The organism is Acanthopleuribacter pedis (genome assembly GCF_017377855.1).
Classification (GTDB): Bacteria; Acidobacteriota; Holophagae; order Acanthopleuribacterales; family Acanthopleuribacteraceae; genus Acanthopleuribacter; species Acanthopleuribacter pedis.
In genome coordinates this window covers 45,640-63,615 of the sequence record NZ_JAFREP010000026.1, presented here as the reverse complement: position 1 = coordinate 63,615, position 17,976 = coordinate 45,640, and the positions used below count along the sequence as shown (strand labels likewise).

Here is a 17,976-nt window from a genome sequence, read left to right as displayed (position 1 = left end):
CCCAACTTATCGGTGTTTGGCGGGCGGGGCCACTGCCGAAAACGCTGTCCCCCTTCTTCCATGGGGCGCGCCCTTGGGGATGGTACCTTGGCCGGGAACTATCGCTGTGCAAGAAGCCCGGTCAATGGAACAATAAGCCACCACATGGTGAAAGAAATGGGTCATGACAACCAATTTCAATTGGGAAACGGATGATGACACAACGGTCGACCCGGCCGACAAAGGTGGGCGGAACGAGGAACCTTATTTGAGTTGGGAACCGCTCCCCTACGCGGTTACCAACTTCAATTTGCACAAATTGGTTCAGGTGGGACCCCACCGCCTAGAAATCCGAGCCGGCATCGCCTTCCAAATTTTTTGTCTCTTTTTTCTGTTGTTCCCTATCGTTGCCGCGCTGCTCTCGCTAGCTCATGCCGACGGCCCGCCGGTACAGTGGTCGCTTGCATTTTTACCTTTGGCCTATACAATCGCCTTTTTCCTTTGGAACCTCTATGGCAAACCGGCCGTTTTCGACAAAGATCGGGACGAGGTTTGGCGAGACGCCGCGTTTGAGGTTTTACCGAACGCTTTGGGAAAACGCGCCTTTCACTTAAAGGTCAACGAGGTATACGCGTTGCAGTTGTTGTATCGAAAAACCATGAAACAACCGTCCGCGAATGTTCAACTCAATATCGTGAGCCAAACCGGTGACCGTTTCACCCTAAGCCACACGATGCGCTTCAAAACCAATCACGAGATAGCCGAGAAATTGGCCCAATTCCTTGAGGTTCCGTTGTTGGTCGATCCGGGTTTGGAATGACGCGGTTGTGGTACTCCTCCAGAGTACCATCTCGAAATGGCTTCTAACCCATGGTTGGCAACCGGCTGCTTCGCGCCGGTCGCCAACCATGGGCTGAAATCCGGCAAGGCTTCACCTTGCCAACGGTTTACGAACTTGCGTCCCGTTTCAGCCTTTTGGTGAGGCCTTCGCATCGCGGGGATGGTACCCGCGAGGTTTACGAACTTGTGTCCCGTTTCAGTTTTTTTGTGAGCTGTTCGCATCGCGGGGATGGTACCCGCGAGGTTTACGAACTTGTGTCCCGTTTCAGTTTTTTTGTGAGCCGTTCGCATCGCGGGAAGGTACCCGCGAGGATTACGAGCATGCGTTTCGTTCCTTATCATCCCATCACACTACAAAAAGGTTCCCAGGGTACGCTGGTCAGCGAACCGTTGGCACGGCAGGGCCGTGCTGGATTTCAGCCCATGGTTGGGGGCGGGCGCATCGCGGCCCGCCCCCAACCATGGGTTTTGGATTAGGCCAGCTCGGTACTCTGAAGGAGTACCGCAACCTTGCACCGTATTTGGTGACAAACATCCGCCCCTACAAAGGCAAACCCCTTCAATAGTTACCTTTACCCAACAACAGGCCTACCTAGAAACGGCGCTCAATGAATGCGGTTGACCGGTTCCTCGGCATGGCAACAGATTCATTGCCGCGGCTAAGGCCTTGAGAACCATCTCGGTGCTTCCCTCCTTGGGCCGCTCCCCGATTAGGATTCATCCGGTCGTTTGACGGGTGGGGGTTTGGGCGGGGCGGCCTGACGTGCCGGCGGTTGGGTGGCCGCGGCTGGACGTTGCGGTGGTCGGATAGGCGCCTGGGGTGCCGTCTGGGGCGTCGCCTGGGGCGATGGGGCCGTGCGACGGGTCGGTGGCGGCTTGGGTGCGGCTTGGGCCGCCGCGGCGGGCCGCGCGGATTGCGCCGGTCGCGCGGCAGGTTGCGCGGCGGGTTGCGCCGTGGGCCGGGCGGGTTGCGCCGGGGGGCTGGGACGTTCGCCCGCAAGGTGTTTGAGGTACTCGATGATTTGGCCGTGGGTGCCCAGTGAGGCTTTGACCGCGGTTTGCAAAGCGTCGATCTTGCGGTCTTGATCGCTGATCTTTTCGAAGCTGGGTTTGATCCAGTGCTGCATCAGCTCGAATTGTTGGCGCAACATTTTGATCAGGAACTTGGCTTTTTTGGCTTGCTGGTCCGATTGTTTTTGGACGTCTTCGCGCCAGGCGCGGGCCAGGGTTTGGCCGCTGCCCGAAATGTTGTTTAGGGCCGGGCCGATCACCTCGGCCAGTTTGGCCAGGGTTTCGTCGTCGAGGGCCGCCGCCGCGGGAAGCGGTTCCTCCACCGGTTCCGGTGGTTGCGCCAGTTGGCTCATGCCTTCGCCCAACACATCGCGGATGCCGCTCAAACCCTCGTTGAAGTTCATCAATTGCAACAGGGCTTGACCCATTTTGTCGTCGCCCTCGACGCCCATCATCGATTGTTTCTTGCGGAACACGCCGATAATTTCTGCCCAGCGCGCTTTGCGTTCGTCGTCCATCGCCCCTTGTAAGATGGCGAATTTGAGCAGGTTGGCCTCGGCGCCCGAGGTCAGGGTTTGCGCCTCGTTGTCGTAGTGGGTGGTGATCAACCCTTCCAACTCACTGTCGTTCATCACCGGCAGTACCTTTTCCGCGATTTTGTTCATGTTGCGGTAGGAGCCCTGCAACTTAAACGGCGGTTCGGTGCGGTAGGCGTCCTCTTGGGCCGCCGACTCGATGTAGGCCAGGTTGACTTTGAGGATGATGTCGCGCACGCGCAACAGCTTTTTCATGACGTTGACGTATTCGTTGACCTCTTCCGCGCCGTAGGAACCCTCGAAGGTAACGCCCTCGCGCGAACCGGTTTCGGCGATTTTGACCAGGCTGTACACGTCCTGCTGGCTTTTGGTGGCCAGCTTGTTGAGGACCGGGTTGGACGTCAACGCGTTCTCAATGTAACTCAGTTCGAAGGCGGTCGCGGTTTCGCCGATGATGTCGCCGAGGTTGTAGGTATCGGCGCGGTTGGCGAGCATGTCGGGGATTTGGAAGCGGTCGCCGCTTTCGGTGTAAGGGTTACCCGCCATGCACACGGCCACCTTTTTGCCGCGCAGGTCGTAGGTGCGGGTGCGGCCTTTGTAGACACCCTCAATGCGACGCGAACCGTCGCACAGCGAGATGAACTTTTGCAGGAACTCGGGGTTACAGTGCTGGATGTCGTCGAGGTAAATCATAATGTTGTCGCCCATTTCCAAGGCGAGGTTCAGTTTCTTCAATTCCTCCCTGGCGCTCGCATGGGCGGCGGAGGCGGGATCGAGCGCGGTCACATCGTGGCCGATGGCGGGGCCGTTGATCTTCATAAAAATTAGGCCGAGCCGGTTGGCGATGTACTCCATCAGCGTGGTTTTCCCATAACCCGGCGGCGAGACGAGCAGCAGCAAACCCATGCGGTCGGTGCGCTTCGATTCGCCGGCGGTGCCGATCTGTTTGGCGAGGTTGTCGCCAATCAACGGCAGGTACACCTGGTCGATCAGCTTGTTGCGCACGAAGGAAGAAAGCACGCGCGGCTGGAACTCGTCCAGGCGCAGGTCGACACGCGCTTTTTCGGCGAGTTCCTGCTTGAGTTCGGTGTAACGGGTAAACATGGGCACGACCTCGCCGGCAAAAGCGGCGAGCCGCTCGGTGAAGGCGTGGTAGTTGAGTAGGTAACGGCCTTGTTCGATGTTGCCGTGATCACCACGTAAACCCTCCAGTTCCAAGGTCATGCGCGCATCGACGATACGCTGACGGTCGAACATCTCACAATAGAACAGCGCGGCGGTTTCTTCGATGGCGGCCCCGTCGGCTTCGATTTTATCGCCAAAGCGCTGCAGGTAGGCGGCAACCCATTGTTTGACAAGCTGGTACCCCTTGGCGGGGTCGCGCTCCAAATCGCGCAGGCTGTCGCGCAAGGTGCGCTCGTGGCCTTTTTCTTTGAGGAACGCGGTCAGCTTGCGGTACAGGGTGCCGGCGTCTTGGGAGATGGGAAAAACTTCCTCGCGCAACAATACGGCTGCCAAAAAGGCGGCGGCGGGGGCGGCGGTTGCAGCCGGGAACAGCCGCGTGGTTTCCAAAAACCGGTTCAGCAGTTGTTCCAACTCCTCGCTCTGTTGCTCCGCGCGCGCCTGTTCGGGGAACGCGTGAAGCAACGCCTGCAGCCCTTTGTAAACCCGTTGCAGGCTCTCGCGCGCGCTTTTGGCGCAGAACTTGTGCCAGAAAACGGCGGCACAGGCGCGCACCTGGGGCGGATAAACCAGCAAATCGAGTGATTGCGCCATGGCGGTAAGCTCGTCCAGGAGGCGGAAGGCGTCGTAATCGTGAACCCCTTTCCCATAGGATTCCGCATAACGCGGCCCGGCGAATTGCCGCACCCAATCCTGGCGTTCCGCCTCGGTTAAGGCGCGGTATTGATCTAAGCCAAAGTCGTCCTCGGCGGCGCGCAAACGCTGTAACATCAAATAAGCCAAATATTCAGCGCGGTAGACGCGGCGGTTCTCGGAAATCACTTCCTGATCCCAAACGGGGCGGGTCGCGGCCAGTTCCTCGTCCTCAATCTTTTCGAAGAAGTCGGTACCGGTCAGGTGCAGGTATTGGTCGTCCTCGCGTTTGACGATGGTCAGCGCCAAAGCCTGCTGGTTCACCGAAAACTGGTGGTTGCCCATTTTGATGGTGTTGCCACCCTCGCCGAAAAGGTCGCGTTTGTCGCGCAATTGGCGCACGGTGTCTTCTTTAAGGGTTTTGAGGCGGCTCTGAATGTCGTCGGCTTTAACGGTGTCTTCCAGTTCTTGCAACTGACTGACGATCTCGCGCACTTTCTCGATCATCATGTCGCCGGCGAAGTAACCGTTAATTTCGTTGATGTCCTCAATGCCGGCAACGCGGTTAGCGATGCCTTTCAGAACGCGGTCGGCGGCTTTGGCCAGCGCGGCGGCGCGGCGGTTGCGGCTCTCGACAAGTTGCAAGCGCTTGGCCTCGAAGGCGTTGTAGGCTTGCTCGCGTTTTTCGGTCATTTGCTCAATGAACGCGTCGAACTCGCTAAAACGGCTCTCCAGTTCTTCCAGTTGCACCATGATCTTGGTGAGGTAACCCTCGCATTTTTCCGGGGTATCGCACACGTCGAGGTAGTTGGTAATCGACTGCGACAGCAGCTTCATCTGCGCGGCAAATTCGGCCACGCCCTCGGCGCGCGCCAAATCCTTGCGTTTGTTGCGCAACGCGGTTTTGGCGCGGTTCACCAAACCATAGATGGCGGAGATGCCGTCAATAATGCGCGTGGTTTGGGTGGCGTCGTCGATTTTGAGGTTGCTCACGATTTCAATCAGCATCTCCAAATCCTTGGAGGTCTGATCGATTTCGGCCTCGATCTCGTTGGCCTCGGTCACCTTGACCAAGGATTCGACGGCGGCCTGCTGCTTGGCGACACGATCCTCGTAGGGTTGCAAGGCCTCGGGTTGCAGCAGGAATTCGACGCATTTATTCGACAAGCCGTCGACCTGCTCGCGCACCTGTTCTTCCAATTGGTCCATCAGTTCGAGATCGACGTACCGACGCTCGCGGGTGGAAATGATTTCACCGCGCAGCAAGCGGGCCTCGGCCAAAAGCCGCACAAACTCGTTGACGTCTTCCAATTGGGCGACGCGGATTTCCCTCAAGATGGTGTCGGTTTTTTTCTGCACCCGCGCAACTTCCTCACGGGTCGCTTTCTGAATGCGCGTGACCTTCTCAAATTCGTCAATCGCCGACTTGGCGGCCTCGCGCAGGGTGTGCAGCACCTCGGCCAGATTGAAACAGGCGTCTTGGGAAAGCCAGAAGTAGGTATCGCTGGTGTCGGTTACCTTTTTAACCAGGTCGATGTACAACGTGTCGTAGGCTTCTTCCTTATTAATGAGCGTCAGAATTTCGTGGCATTCGGCCATGCAACGCACGATGTCTTTGTTGCCGATCTTAAACAGCGGGCTGTCATCCTTGGCTTCCATCTGCACATTGGGGCCGAGGAAGGCGGTGCGCCACAACTGTACGGCGTGGTGTTTTTGGGGCTCGTCCTCGGTACGCATGTAGGCAAGGGTGCCGTCGTCGAACAAGGTGTAGCCGTGGCAGGTAATCGGCGTGGCCACCTTTTGCTCGATCAGGTTGTAGCTGAGCAGGATGTAAAACCCGGTGGCGCGGTTATAGAACACAAACAGAAAATCTTCGCCGTTGGGCGAGGCGACGCGGCGTTCGAACACCATGTCGTTGAGCTCGGAGTCGAAGGTTTTGAGTTCGCCGTTGAGCAGGTAGTAACCGCGCGGAAAAATCAGGCCGTGGTCGTCCGGCAGCAACACGCAGGTATCTTCAATGGCGTCAATGCGATGGACCTCGGCCAACTTTTCGTTGAACACCAGGTAGCGGTATTCTTTTTCTTGGTAGGGGCGAATGCGCAGCAAGATGACATGGCCGACCAGGGCGTAGTGGATTTCGGCGTCATCGAGGGTTTGGTCCTTGTGCTCGACGGGTTCCGCGTAGATACCGTTGCCGTCGGCGGTGTTGTCCTCAACTTTGATGGTGAGGTCGCCGCCGACGGTTTCCACGAAGACACGGTCCTCGATGGAGACGTGCGGGTGGCGGCCCTCGCGGTGCATGTCGCGGGTGGTTTTCAGCCATTCGAATTCATGCTGAACGGGAAACCCAAACTCGTGATCGCTGCGGTTATCGACGTATTTCAAAGTACCGTCGTCGTTGATAAACCACTTAAACGTCTTGAAATCCTTGGGGCTTTGGCCAACGCGGAACTTCATAAACAGGTGCGGGCCAATCACCATAAATTTGGAAAAATAGGTCTTTTTGTAATATTTGTAGAGATTGCGGAAGTCAGTATCAAATTGCGGGTCTTCAAGCAAATTTAAACTTTGGGCGTGAAAGCCGTTCTCGTCGCGGGTATAAACCGCGAACACATCCTTGAGATGGGTTTCGGAGCGCAGCCCAAGCTGCACGTTGTAACCGAGCAACAACGAGGGGCCGAGCGCGATCATGTCACGCGGCACGCAGTTGTTGTCGGTGGAAATCCGTTCGTTGCCAATCAAGGTGTTTTCGATGGTGCCGAACACATCCTTGCGGGCTTGGTTCAGTTTGTCCAGGCGAGCACGCAGTTCGGTGCCCTGCTGCTGCAAACGGCCGCGAATAATTTCGTAGGTCCCTTCCTCCAATTTGACACTGGCGGTGGGTTTTTGGTTTTCATCGCTCATCAATCGATCCTTATGGGGGTACAGGCTTCAGAAAACAAGGCTTTAACCTGAGCAGTGGGTGCCGGGTTAAAAAACCGCGGCCCGGACGGGGCCGCGGTAAGGCACTGGATAGAAAACAGGTTAGAGATCAAACATACCGGCGTTTTTGTCACCCAGACCCAGCTTCTCAGCCATGCCCAGGATTTGCGACAAGGTGCCCTTCATCTTGGTATCGTCGGTTTGGTTCATCATCTTGTAGAGCAAGGCGGAGATGGTCAGGTTCTTGACGTCCTCGCTGCTCATGCCGAACTGGCCGACGAACTTGCGCAAGCTCTCTTGGAAGCGCGCCGAGTCACCGTTAAAGAAGGTGTTTTTCACGTCGGTCAGCACCTCGCTGGAACCCACCATGCGGTCAACACCTTTGCCTTTGGTGACGGAGTTCATGATGCGGTCGAAGAACATGGACTCGCCGCCGACAATGTCGATGTTGGCGGATTTCAAGCCCTCGCGAACGACGGCCGCTTGCTCGCGGGCGATGGCGCGGTCGGCTTCGATTTGTGCCATTTGCAGCAGGCGTTCCTGCTCCAAACGCAGCTTGAACTCTTCGTGCTCGCGACCCACATCGTCGAACAACTTCATGGCCTCGGCTTTTTCTTTGATGCCGGCGGCTTCCGCGTTAAAGCGGCGCAGCAGCACATCGGCCTCGGCCTCGCCTTCCTTGGCGCGAGCCTCGGCTTTGGCGGCCATGCCCTCGGCCTCGGCGCGAGCCCGTTTGGCCAGAACCGCGGCGTCCGCGCTGCCCTTGGCTTCTTCACCCTCGGCGTCGGCTTGGTACTTCTTCTTCAACACACCGGCCTCGGCGTCGCCCTTGGCGGCAATCCCGGAAGCCTCCGCGGCCAGTTTCTTCTCGACGACGGAAGCATCGGCTTCACCCATCTTGGCCCTTGCGTCGGCTTGGGCTTCAAGACCACGGGCCTCGGCAACGGCTTTGTCTTCAATGACCTTGGCCTCGGCGGTACCTTGTGCGGCGTGAACCTCGGCCTTGGCGTCGCCTTCTTTGCGCATGGCTTCCGCTTTGGCTTCAATCGCCTTGGCCTCGGCCTCGGCTTTTTTGAGGGCCACATGGGCGTGGGCCTCGCCTTCATGACGCACGGCCTCGGCTTTGGCTTCGATGACCTGCGCCTCGGCCAGACCCATGGTCGCTTCTTCCTTGGCCTTGGCCTCAGCCAGAACCTTGCGCGCCTCGGCGTTTTTGTCGGCGGTTTTCATTTGCGCGTCGGCCTCAATCACCCTTTGCTCGGCCTCGTGGGCGGCGGCTTCCTTGGCGGCTTGCGCGGTCACCACCTCGCGAACCCGCAGCTCCTCGGCCTCGCGTTCGGCTTGGGTCAAGGCGACTTTTTTGTCACGCTCGGCCGCGGCGAAGGCCTGCGTATCCTTAATCCGTTCCTCTTCGATGACCACCGCTTTCTGCACGGAAACCCGCTCGCGGATCACGTCTTGGATGTTTTTCTTTTCTTCCTCAACCGCTTTCTCTTTTTCAATATTGGTCAAGGTGACAATGCGCTCGCGTTCGATGACTTCAAGCTGACGGTCCTTCTCAACCCGCTCGTCCTCAACCTTCTCGGTACGCGCCTTGTTCTTCTGGGCCACGATCACCTGGCGTTCCATGTTCTCGCCGGCGACGCGAATCTCTTCCTCGGCCTCGATGCGCGCTTTCTCGGCCTTGCGGCGTTCTTCCTGCTGGACAGAGACAACTTGGGCGGCCTCGCGCGCCTTAATTTCCGAAATCTCACGCGTCTGGCGTTCCTTGCTTTCGGTCAACTGGCGGTCCATTTCGAGAATGGCTTCTTCGGCTTCAACGTCCTGCTGCTTAATGGTTTTTTCGCGCTCACGGTCGATTTGGTTGGCCAAAATCGCCTGACGCGAGGTCAGATCGGTGATCTTTTTAATACCCTCGGCATCGAGGATATTGCTGGGATCAAGCTGTTTGATATCAGTCTGTTCCAAAAAGTCAATGGCGACATCTTTCAGATGGTATCCGTTCAAATCCTGACCGATGGTCTGCAAAATGGCTTCTTTGAACTCTTTGCGTTCGTTGTACAAATCAACAAATTCAAAGCGTTTACCCACGGACTTCAGCGCCTCGGAGAATAAGGCGTCAAACAATTCGTACAGGGTTTCATTGTTGGAGGCGCGGCTGGTACCGATGTTTTTGGCGACGTCCAACACGTCTTCCTGGCGTTGGTTGACACCAACGAAAAAGGCGACCTTGATGTCGGCGCGGATGTTGTCTTTACAGATCAGACCATTTAGCGCGGTCCGCTCAATTTCAAGACGTTTGATGGAGATATCCATGACCTCCAGTTGGTGGAACACGGGGACGACCCACATGCCCGAAAACGAAACGCGGGTTTGGCCCTGACCGGTGCAAATCATCGCGCGGCCCTGGGGCACTTTTTTGTAGAACTTCAGCGCTATGATCAGCGTGCCGGCAAAGATGATCCCCAGGATCACCAAAACGGCCGTGATAAGCGGTATAAACGACATCAAGTCCATGATGTTATTCCTCCAGTGCTAATGAAAACCATTGATGGAAGTGCGCCGGTTTGATGGAAACGCGGCAGCTTCCCCTCCAGAACGAAGCAAAGAAACAGAAATAAAGAAAAATAAACAAGGCCGAGACGGCAAGACGCCGTCATCGGTTTGGCAGACGTCGGAGCCGAGATTCCTAGTCCTGCGCTTCAACATAGTAGTAATCCCCTTCGGCGGATTTTTCGAGTATGAACGCTTGTTGGCCACGCGAGGCTAAACCCTTGCGTGTCCTGATATTTAGCAAGATGGGCGCGCCGTCCGTGATAACTTTTAATTGGCCCAGACGCTCCGAATCGGCGTCGGAGACGACTTCACCCAAACGACCGACGACTCTAAAGCGCTCCCGTTCGCCGGCGCGCATCGAACGAAAGAGTTTGGCCATGGGCGTGGTAACCACCTTGGTTACCCCGACCCCGAGCAGAAACACGGGCAGGTACAAAGCCAGTCCCAAGGGATGGTTGCCCAGACCCAGGATTTGTTGGGCCGCCATTTGAAAGGTCCACATGGCTAGGGTCAATATGGAGACCACCACCATCAGGGGAACCGAGTCCATATTGAGGAAGGCCATGAAACCGTACAACCCACTGAGCGCACCACCGTGGGATGCGGCCACATCGGCGTCACCGGCGTCCACATCGGCATCGACGTCCGCATCGAGTTCGACCCCGGCGTCAACGTCAACGTCAACGTCAACATCCAGATCGGCATCGGCATCGAGATCGACATCAAAGGTATCGATGCCGATAAAACCAACAATGACAAAGGCCCAGTAAAGCAGGACCATGCCCAAAAGTGCGGTCAGGGGCAAGTTGGCCCAAGCGACCGCGGCCTTAAATAGCTCTAACATATGATTCCCTTTCCGCTCGGGTCCTCGGCCAGTGTCGATCTATTAAATAACTGAATATGAACACGTTGAACCGAAGTATGGACCAGTTTTCGCCGTTTAGCAAGTCACGTCGGCCAACCAGGAGAGGACCCGCGCGCGGTTGGTGGGAACCGACACGTCGGTCAAGAAAACCGAGAAAAACCGAGGCAACTGAAAACGGTGGCGAACCACCGCGCGATGAATGGTTTGAGACGTTTCTATTGTATCAGCTTGCGGGCGCAAAAAAACCACCAAGCCCATGGTAAAAACACACCGACACGGATCGGTCCAACCGCGCCTTGCCGGGTTCAAACTCACCTATTCGGGCGTTGGCAGAAAAAAAAGAGGGTCGAGAAACTGTAAGAATTTTTTGGCGCTGTTTCGCCACTAGTCCAAGGGCACTTGGACGTAGGTTTCGAAGGCATTAACTTGGATTAACTCCCGTTGCGGCCAGCGCAGGGCGGACAACTGGAAGCCGTAGACGCAACCACTGTCGAGGCCGATGGTGCGCTCGCGCATCACCAGCCCGGCCCGCGCCCAATGGCCGTAGACCACGGTGGCATCGCCTTGATAGAAGTGGTACCAAGGTGGATCTTGTTCCCGGTCCATAAACAAACCGTTTTCACCCCAGGTACGGATGCGCGTCAAAATGCGGGGTGGCGTATCTTCCAAGGCCAAGCTCGGATGCAAACCCGCGTGAACCACCAAGAGTTGCGGCCGGATGAGCCAAAAAGGTTGGCGCTCCAGGTAATCGACCCATTTTCCCAGGCGCGGTCCCATCTGCTCGGCGACCCTGCTCATGCTCCCCGGTCGAAAGGTGCCGGCGCGTGCCTGTTCCAAAAAGTTGGTTTCATGGTTGCCGAGTACCATCCGGGCGTTGTAGGCGACGGCCCGTTCCAGAACACCTTCCGAATCGGGACCTTTGTTAATTAAATCGCCGACAAAAATCAACTCGGTTTGCTCAGGCCGAAATTCGGCCTTGGCCAGCAAGGCGTCGAGTTCGGCGCGGCAGCCGTGTACATCACCGACAATCAACCAATCTTTTTGCACAATTCCATCCCGGTCCATAAGAAACCGCGCCGCACTTTTTTGGAAGCGTTCGGCACCGGCCCATTTTACAACCTAAAACCTTCAGTGCGCGATGGTTGGCAAAAAACAACGTTTAAAAGGGGTTGCCCCAATCGATATCGGAGAATCGCACCACCCAACGCGGCACATCGCCCTTAAACACCACGGCACCACCGGTTTTTCGGCATACGAAGGCCACCATTTGCACCCAAGGCGCCCCTGCTTCAGCGTTGCGCTCGTCGGGCCAGGCGAACAAACGCAAATCGCCGGCTTCAAGGTCTTGGGATTCGAAGATGTCTTGCGCCTCACGGAACTTGCCGCGTAGGTCGAGCTGATCCATCTAAGGACTCCGAAAAAGCGGGGTTACAACACCAATTGTGCCGGGCTCTCCAGCGAGGTGATTAAGTCAAGGTAACCCAGTTGACGCAACATTTCCAGTTCCAATGGGACCTCATCACCCAAGGCGGCGTAGGAGGGATTGGGAATCACACCAACCCAGGCATTGCGCCCCGACTTTTTGGCGACGTACAAAGCTTGATCGGCGAGGTTAACCACTTCCTCCAATCCCAAGAAGCGGTTTTCGCGATAGGTCACCGGAAAATAGGAAAAACCAATGGAACAGGTGCAGTGGATTTCCAAATGATCGTTTAATTTGAAGACGTGGTTTAAGACGTTTTCCCGCAAACGTTCCGCCATCAAACGACCCAGGCCGCGGTGGCTGTCGCGGCAAACCAACAAAAACTCCTCACCGCCCCAACGTACGGCAAAATCGGAGGTACGACAGCAGGCCTCGATGATGTCGGCAAACTGGCGCAGCACCTCGTCACCGGCGGGGTGGCCGTATGCGTCGTTGATGCGTTTGAAATGGTCGATGTCCACCAAGACGAACAACAGCGTGCCCTCGACACGGTCTTTCTTTTCGTAGGGCCGATCATAAAGCCGCTTGAGTCGCTCCAATTCACTGGTCAAGAAGCTGGTTAAAAAGCGGCGGTTCTTGAGGCCGGTCAAGGAATCGGTCACCGAGGCTTCCATGAGCTGGCGATTCAGTTCCAACAGCTTGCCTTCTTTGGCTTTAATCACCTCGTTCTGGTGGCGTAACTCTTCCTGAAGTTTGATGAGTTTATGCTGGGAGCGATCACTGAGGCGCGTCATGATCATGGTTTCGCGCAATAATTTGGAGTAGGCCTTCAGCAGCGAGCTGTAACCGTCGCGAACCTCCTCAAACGAGCGATCCTCCTTGGCTTCAAGCGCCTTGGCGGCCTGTTCGGTGGCTAGTTCGGCGCGGTAAACCCGCTTGAGATTTTCGTTGGCAGCATCTTTCATGTGGTGAAACCCATGTATGTTTGGGAACAATCCCAAACCAAGGATGAAGGCCCGGCACCCAAAACCAAAAAGGATCGGGATCATTTTGTGGAAACCATTGGATAATCAATTTCCGATTATAACAAAGCCACGTCAAATTCACGAATCGTGCAGACACTTTTTTGAAAGCTTTTGCTATTTTGGGCAAAAAAACCGTTTGAAGCAACCGTGTTATGCCGTTGGAAGTGATTAAGACGTCAAAGGAATCGCCCAAATGCGATCCAACCGCCGCTGTTCCCGCGCAACCATGGCCTCGGCCAAGGGATCGATGGCGCGTAAATCCGCAAAAGCGCGGTATCCGTCCATCAGAAAATCAACCATCGCGGTGTGGCCCAACACCAGACATGCGGCGCGCAACCCTTTCAAAATCATACCGATCCCGAAACGATGGGAAATGCTGTGAATCAGCCGAATGGTAAAATCCAAAAGCTCGATTTGCTTTTCGCGGGCGACATAATTGTCGCTCATCTTGTACGCACGCTCATAGGTGTCCACGTCAAAAGAAACCGGTGCCTCCATCTCGGCCAGCACCGCCAAAAGCTTCATATCAAGTTGGATGGTAAGGTCTTGAAGCTCGATGAGCCGGCTCATGCTGTTTACTACTTCGCCGCCAAGAAAGTTTTTTACGGTTCCATGAATTTTCCGAAACTGGCGGTCCCGATCCTCGGTATCTTCGACACTATAAATCCGATAGAAAAAGAAGAAACAGGCCGAGGCATACTCAGGCTGAGAGGCAAAGTCATCATAAGTGGAGCGCAAACGCTTCGACTGGAAATCTTTCAAGTAAAAGTATTTTGGATCTTCAACCACTTTTTCAAATTCAATCTGCTTTTCTTCATTGCTCATGGTAGCGACTTCTCCTCATGGGGTGTCCCCCATCGCGCCTCTATTGTAAACCATGCCGCGCCAAGACGCGCACCACGTGACACAAATCACAAAGTCCATATTCAGGGAGCAACGCGGCACGCAAAACGTAACAAACTGTCACCTTTCGAAAATCCTTGCTGGTCAGACCTTTGAACCAAAATCCCATCAACCCCTTTGAACTCTGTCACGTTTGACACCACCGTCAACATAGAATTTGGTTCGAAAATCAGCAAAACCCATCTTTAATTTGCGCCCTTTTTTAACTAAACTCGCTCCAGAAATTACCAACGTCGCGAAACATCGCCATCCTACCAAGCGAGCGCCTGTCTGACTTTGTACCTCATCTACAAGCAGATTTGCCTCACCTTTATCACCCGCCCTTTACTTTGGTGGCTTGTTTCCCGGATTTACTTCCGAGCGACGGCGCTTCAATCCATCCATGCTTTGACCTGAACGGTTTTTATCGACACAGATCGCGCCGATCAGGGTTAACGCACCTCCTTGTTTGACCACGCCGGCTATTCGACCCGTGGCGCCATCACTTGTTTCCTTTGAGGAGAATTAAATGCTCACACCATCCACGTCCCTCGCCGGACGTCTTTGCCTGTTTCTCGTTTTGTCCATGATCGCCCCCGTTTCCGCGGGCGAAATCGAAGATTTTGAACGTTCCTGGACGGCCAAAGCCCTGGCCCATCAACGCACGCTCGACCTGTACGCGCCCCTGGCCCACGCGACCTTCATCACCACCCACAACTCCTACAACGCCGCCGATTATTCCAATCTCGGTTCCTATTGGGACCCCAACCACGTCTACAGCATCAGCAAGCAATTGCGCATGGGTGTGCGTTGTATGGAGTTTGACGTCCACGAATTCTTCAGCACCGACGGTTGGCCCTGGGAATGGGGTACCGAGTTGCTGCTCTGCCACGGAACGAGTGACCACGTCGGTTGTTCCACTTTCGACCGTCAGTTCACCGAAGGCTTGGCCGAGGTACGCGACTTCCTCAACCGCCCCGAAAACGCCAATGAAGTGATCCTGATCTACCTGGAAGAACACATCGACGACGCCTTTGGCGAAGCGGTCGACAAGTTGCGCGCCTATTTCGGCGACAAAATCTTTAAACCCGTCGGCGGCTGCCAGGGGATCCCTATGGACATCAGCAAGGCCGACATCCTGGCCGCGGGCAAACAGATCATGTTCATGACGGACGGTTGCCGCAACAGTACCTTCAACGAATGGGTGTTCACGGGTGTGGGCGACGCCAACGGGTTTCCTTCCAGCAACCCCAACCGCTTCCAAAACTATCCCAACTGCGATCCCTTCGGCCGCGATCAATACAACCGCGAAATGGTGCGTTTCTTTGAGGACCGCACCACGCTGACAGACATTTTCGGGAATCCCGGTGCGCCCTTAACCCCGGAACGAATGCGCGAAATGATGCGCTGCGGGGTGAACCTGCCGGGCATGGATGAACTGCGCCCCTTCGACGGCCGTTTGCAAAACGCGGTGTGGAGTTGGAACAACAACGAACCCAACGATTACGGTTCGGGCGAGGATTGCGGCGAACACATCGCCAACGGCCGCTTTAACGACATCCCCTGCGACCGCATGGTCAGCTTTGCTTGTAAAGATCCCGACACGGGCGAATGGTACATCACCAGCGGCACGGGCACCTGGAGCGAAGGCAACGACTTCTGCAACATGGAAACGGGCGGGCGTTATGTGTTCGCGGTCCCGGTATCCGGCTACGAAAACGAAAAACTCAAGGAAGCCAAAATCATCGACGGCTCGGACCGCGTTTGGTTGAACTACAGCGACGGCGCGGTGGAGGGCGAATGGATTCCCAACGCGCTGGGTAACCGCAATTACCGCGGCAAGTGGACCACCTCCGGCGGTCGCGACGTGCATTCGGAAAACAACGTGTCGGTAAGCTTCACGCTCACCGGAACGGAACACCTACAATTCGATTTAACGGCGAGTGTGGATACCTACCTGTTTTTGGTCGACGAATACGGCGCGATCATCGCGGATGACGACGACGGCGGTTCCGGCTACAACTCGCGTTTGGCGATGACGCTGCAGGCGGGTCGCTACCGTTTGGTCGCCGCCACCTACCATTCCGGTCAAGCGGGCGCCTTCACCTTAACCACCAACAAAGGAAGCTTCGGCTTAGCGCCGTAACCGTCCAACAAGAAACCAAATTGTTCCTGTCCTTTTTGCTGTGTGTTCAAATGCAGCAGGTGAGACCGGGCCCCTCGGGGCCCTTTTTTTGAGGGATGGCTTGGATAGGAGGTTTTTTGGCGGTAGCTTTGGTTTTTATTTCTTAGGATAAGGGGATTTATTGAGGATGGCGCCGTGGTGATATTCCCTTGCCCGCCCAACAATGTTGGGCTGGAGGGATCGCGCAGGATAAACCCGTTGCTTCGTTTAGGTCAGATCACTTCTGAATAATCTAAACCGTGAAACACGATTCGACCCGAAGCTTTTTCGCGTGCCCGGCGACACCGTCTCTTCTGAGTTGTCACCACGTTCTCCTGAACATCAATGCCTGTCAGCACGCGCCAGGCCAAAAAGACAGTGTGTCAGGTGAACCCAATCATCCGCGGCGCCTCGTGGCCCGGTCGCACCAAACCTTTCACCGGCCATCCTGTATTCATCCTTCTATCCTGAGAAATAAGCGCTCTACAAACCCATGCCCGCTCGCGCCCCCCCCCATCTGAGCAGGGTTTTGGGGCATTCAACAATGAGGAACGCCAGGCGTCAGGGTGGGCAGTGAAACATGCGCCGGGCGCGGGTTTGAAAAATGACGGCGGCCGCAACCAAGCCCACGGCAAACAAGGCCATGGCCCAGGCGGACAGCGTCGGGACAAAGGCGCCGTTGAGGGTGAGCCCCACCACGCGCGGCATGGTGCCCTCACCGTGGCGGAAATGAAGGGTGACGTCGGCCCGCGCGTCGTGAAGGTTGGCGAGCTGACCCGACAAGGCCGGATCCGCGGTGAAATCCAGCTCTTCTAACAGACGAAATTGGTTTTTGCCGCGCATGACCAGTTGATCGCCGAGCGGCGCATGGGCGCCCGCCCAACTGGACAATTCAAACGGGGTCCCCTTGGGAACGCGGTTGCTTGAAAGCACCTCGACCAACCGCAAACGGAAGGGTTGTTGGGGTTCGGGCCGGTCAATAGCGACGCGCACCTTGTACTGAAAACCCCAACGAAATTCGAAACCGGCAACGGGCTCTTCAAGCACACGCCAGCTATCGACCGGCGATTCGCGTACCAGTAACTTGAAACCGGGAACCGGTTTGTTGCGGTAGGTTTTGTAGTGGTTAACATAGTATTCCCGCAACAAGGGTTGTTCGTCTTGTACAGGCGCGGTTTGCGCCCACAGGTTGAGGTCGTGGCCCAACCAACTCACAAAAAAAGCGAGCAGACAGGTGGCGATGCAGAAACGGCCCTGTCGCATGAAGGTCCTCCGTTGCCCAAGGCAACGCTGGTAAGCAGACGGTTCCCCGGTTGGTTCCCACCACCCGTGTCGCGAAAGATGGGGCCGTGTCGTAAAAACACCGCATCAAAAACAAGGGAAACCAGGAATCAGTTAGGGACGTTTTGCGGTTGGTTTATCAGGTTGAGCATTCGTATTTGGCGTGAGGAGAGGATTTTGGGAAGCTTATCTAATTCTCTTTTCGGACAACTCGCGCAATAAGATAATGCTTTTTCTGAAAAAAGTGACCTCGCTTACCGGATATTGCGTAAGAGTCGCTCCGCCGGGACCCTTGTCGCCAAAGGCCTCAGCCGCCTCGGCCCAAAATCCTACGACAGTATCACTAAATAACATTCGATCATTGCCGGCTATAGACGTTGACGCACGACACGCCTCAACAGCCCTCCCAACAAAAACAAACAACGTAAAGCAAGCATGTTAGAAACAATCACCCCATTGGGCCGTGAAAAAAAAGGCTGCAAGCAAAGCTTGCAGCCAAAAGAAGAAACCCTTACGGGTTCGACAGTGAGGTACCCACCGTCTTTGGAAGAATCGTTGTCGGGTTTTGCGCACAACCGGAATAGGGCACCGGCCGCAATGGGAACAAACCCCTCCCCCCATCAAACCTCGAAAAAAAGGAGCCGGGGCAAAGGGCCCCCGGCGCGTGGAGAGGAAAA

Annotated in this window: 10 protein-coding genes; 2 read left to right on the top strand and 8 right to left on the bottom strand. The window is 55.9% G+C overall.

What is annotated here, in order from left to right; genetic code table 11:
- The first annotated feature begins 163 nt into the window (after window positions 1–163).
- Window positions 164–799, top strand: a complete 636-nt coding sequence (locus J3U88_RS24460) for a hypothetical protein (RefSeq protein WP_207861625.1) — start codon at window positions 164–166, stop codon at window positions 797–799.
- Between the two features lie 730 nt (window positions 800–1,529).
- Here J3U88_RS24460 and J3U88_RS24455 read toward each other — a convergent pair.
- The 7 genes from J3U88_RS24455 to J3U88_RS24425 all read right to left on the bottom strand — a co-directional run bounded on the left by J3U88_RS24455 (window position 1,530) and on the right by J3U88_RS24425 (window position 13,797).
- Window positions 1,530–7,085 carry a DNA repair ATPase gene (locus J3U88_RS24455; RefSeq protein WP_207861624.1) on the bottom strand — a complete coding sequence of 1,852 codons (5,556 nt, stop codon included), beginning with the start codon at window positions 7,083–7,085 and terminating at the stop codon, window positions 1,530–1,532.
- Window positions 7,086–7,205: 120 nt separating this feature from the next.
- Window positions 7,206–9,620 (bottom strand): flotillin family protein, encoded by a 2,415-nt coding sequence (locus tag J3U88_RS24450; protein WP_207861623.1) that lies wholly within the window; start codon window positions 9,618–9,620, stop codon window positions 7,206–7,208.
- 172 nt (window positions 9,621–9,792) lie between these two features.
- A complete protein-coding gene (locus J3U88_RS24445) occupies window positions 9,793–10,503 on the bottom strand; it encodes a hypothetical protein (RefSeq protein ID WP_207861622.1) in 711 nt (236 codons plus the stop codon).
- 405 nt (window positions 10,504–10,908) lie between these two features.
- Window positions 10,909–11,571 (bottom strand): metallophosphoesterase, encoded by a 663-nt coding sequence (locus J3U88_RS24440; RefSeq protein ID WP_207861621.1) that lies wholly within the window; start codon window positions 11,569–11,571, stop codon window positions 10,909–10,911.
- Window positions 11,572–11,683: 112 nt separating this feature from the next.
- Entirely contained in the window at window positions 11,684–11,929 is a 246-nt protein-coding gene (locus tag J3U88_RS24435) for a hypothetical protein (RefSeq protein ID WP_207861620.1), read from the bottom strand.
- Between the two features lie 23 nt (window positions 11,930–11,952).
- Window positions 11,953–12,912, bottom strand: coding sequence for a GGDEF domain-containing protein (locus J3U88_RS24430; RefSeq protein ID WP_207861619.1), 960 nt, complete (start codon window positions 12,910–12,912; stop codon window positions 11,953–11,955).
- A 228-nt stretch (window positions 12,913–13,140) separates the two neighbouring features.
- Window positions 13,141–13,797: an FFLEELY motif protein gene (locus J3U88_RS24425; protein ID WP_207861618.1), complete on the bottom strand. Its 657-nt coding sequence runs from the start codon at window positions 13,795–13,797 to the stop codon at window positions 13,141–13,143.
- Between the two features lie 586 nt (window positions 13,798–14,383).
- Here J3U88_RS24425 and J3U88_RS24420 point away from each other — a divergent pair.
- Window positions 14,384–16,000, top strand: a complete 1,617-nt coding sequence (locus J3U88_RS24420) for a phosphatidylinositol-specific phospholipase C domain-containing protein (protein ID WP_207861617.1) — start codon at window positions 14,384–14,386, stop codon at window positions 15,998–16,000.
- A 579-nt stretch (window positions 16,001–16,579) separates the two neighbouring features.
- Here the strand turns inward: J3U88_RS24420 and J3U88_RS24415 are convergent.
- On the bottom strand, window positions 16,580–17,281 hold the full coding sequence (locus J3U88_RS24415; RefSeq protein ID WP_207861616.1) for an IPTL-CTERM sorting domain-containing protein: 702 nt from the start codon (window positions 17,279–17,281) through the stop codon (window positions 16,580–16,582).
- Window positions 17,282–17,976 lie beyond the last annotated feature (695 nt).